Here is a 1884-nt window from a genome sequence, read left to right as displayed (position 1 = left end):
TTTATTCCTTATAATTTAGCTTACGGTGTTAGTGGCCGTCCACCAATTCCAGGAAAGGCTAACTTGATATTTGAAGTGGAGTTAATGGATGTTCGATAGAATATTTCCCTAATATTTCATATTCTCTACTTGATTCTTGATGGCTAATAAGTCGTTTATAAGTTAAGTTTCTAAATCTTTGATTTTAGTCGGTATTTTGGCAAATTTAGCTCGCTTAATAAAGATAAATACAGTTCAGATGCTTTCAGTAATTTCGCCTGCGAAACGGCTCGATTTTTCAGATGCTAATAATATTGCGGATTCAACAAATCCCATGTTTATTTATGAATCGAGTGATTTAGTTAAAAAGCTTAGAAAATATTCGGCAAAGCAAATTGGCAAACTGATGAGTCTTAATAGTGATTTGTCAGAGTTGAATTATGATAGATATCAAAATTGGTCTACCACCTTTAATTCGGAAAACTCCAAACAGGCTGTTCTTGCTTTTAGTGGTGAAGTTTACCGAGGGATGAATGCAAGTAGTTTTGAAAAAAAAGACTTTGATTTTGCACAAGATCATCTTCGGATTTTGAGCGGTCTTCATGGGGTTTTACGTCCTTTAGATCTAATTCATCCTTATAGATTGGAAATGGGTACGAAACTAAAAGTTGGTCGCAAAAACAATCTTTATGAATTTTGGCAGGAAATAGTATCGAATGAAATATCAATTCAACTAGATGGTCACAAGAATCGGATATTGATTAATTTAGCATCAAATGAATATATAAAGGCAGTAAATCTTAAATCTTTGGATGCCAGGGTGGTTACACCGGTTTTTAAGGATTGGAGAAATGGAGAATTTAAGTCAATTATGACTTATGCAAAGGTTGCCAGAGGTTTAATGACTGGTTATATAATCAAGAATAGAATAGAGAAAGCAGAAGGGTTGAAAGACTTTTCAATAAATGGATATAGTTATAATAAGGGGATGTCTTCGGAAGATGATTTTGTCTTCACTAGAAAAGAAATTTTGAATTAATAAATTAATAAAATGGCAAATAAGAGAAATTTAAAAAAAGCGGTTAACGAATTAATATTTGATATTATCGAAGAGTGCTTTTCGGCAGAAATTGATAACCCTGAGAAGAATACGAAAGATGCAAATTCAATTATTGAAGAAGCTGTACAACTAAGAAATACTTTGATTTCAAAGATTAGTTCTAAGGTAGATCAAAAAGAAAGAAAGAAGCATTTTGCATCTATCACAGATGGTTTATCGGAAGGTGTAAATGCGTTATTAGCTAAAGTTGATAAACTAAGCTAGTATATTAAGAGTGAGTAAATAGAATATCTAATAAAATAAAGAAATGACAACAGCAGTAATTAAGACAGCAAAAGGAGATATGAAGGTTGAGTTCTTCGATAAAGATGCTCCAGGTACGGTGGCTAACTTCACCAAATTGGCAAAGGATGGTTATTACGATAATTTAAATTTCCATAGAGTAATCCCGAATTTTGTTATTCAAGGTGGCTGTCCTGATGGAAATGGGATGGGTGGACCTGGTTATAATATTGACTGCGAATTAGACGGCGATAACCAATATCACGATAAAGGTGTGTTGTCAATGGCGCATGCTGGTCGAAATACAGGTGGCTCACAGTTCTTTGTTTGTCATAGTAGAGATCAAACGGCTCATCTTGACGGTAATCATACTTGCTTTGGTAAAGTAGTAGAAGGGTTAGAGATTATTGATCAAATAGAAGAAGGAGATAAAATAAATAGCATAACAGTAGCAGAATAAATTAAGATATGAGTTTAACGATTTCGGGTAAAATAACCCAAATACTAGAAGTAGAAAGCGGCACAAGTAAAGCAGGAAAAGAGTGGAAAAAACAAAATTTTGT

At 33.4% G+C, this 1884-nt stretch carries 5 protein-coding genes; all 5 read left to right on the top strand.

Annotated features, from left to right (window positions below; all coding sequences use genetic code 11):
• The coding region (locus tag HRT72_03795) for an FKBP-type peptidyl-prolyl cis-trans isomerase (GenBank protein ID NQY66829.1) at positions 1–99 on the top strand (99 nt) is incomplete at its 5' end.
• 139 nt (positions 100–238) lie between these two features.
• A complete protein-coding gene (gene yaaA / locus HRT72_03790; protein NQY66828.1) occupies positions 239–1018 on the top strand; it encodes a peroxide stress protein YaaA in 780 nt (259 codons plus the stop codon).
• A gap of 12 nt (positions 1019–1030) precedes the next feature.
• The gene (locus HRT72_03785) at positions 1031–1303 is read left to right on the top strand and encodes a hypothetical protein (GenBank protein NQY66827.1); all 273 of its coding nucleotides are present in this window, start codon (positions 1031–1033) and stop codon (positions 1301–1303) included.
• Between the two features lie 43 nt (positions 1304–1346).
• The gene (locus tag HRT72_03780) at positions 1347–1781 is read left to right on the top strand and encodes a peptidylprolyl isomerase (protein NQY66826.1); all 435 of its coding nucleotides are present in this window, start codon (positions 1347–1349) and stop codon (positions 1779–1781) included.
• An 8-nt stretch (positions 1782–1789) separates the two neighbouring features.
• Positions 1790–1884: DUF3127 domain-containing protein (locus tag HRT72_03775; GenBank protein ID NQY66825.1), on the top strand; the 95-nt coding region annotated here is incomplete at its 3' end.

This window comes from Flavobacteriales bacterium, assembly GCA_013214975.1.
In the GTDB taxonomy this organism is placed as follows: domain Bacteria; phylum Bacteroidota; class Bacteroidia; order DT-38; family DT-38; genus DT-38.
The sequence above is the reverse complement of the archived record's forward strand: the minus strand, read 5'-3'. Positions and strand labels throughout refer to the sequence as shown.

What these genes read in the sequence shown, in the direction of transcription:
- yaaA (NQY66828.1), top strand. Translation starts at nt 239, where the DNA reads ATGCTTTCAGTAATTTCGCCTGCGAAACGGCTCGATTTTTCAGATGCT.
- HRT72_03780 (NQY66826.1), top strand. Translation starts at nt 1,347, where the DNA reads ATGACAACAGCAGTAATTAAGACAGCAAAAGGAGATATGAAGGTTGAG.
- HRT72_03785 (NQY66827.1), top strand. Translation starts at nt 1,031, where the DNA reads ATGGCAAATAAGAGAAATTTAAAAAAAGCGGTTAACGAATTAATATTT.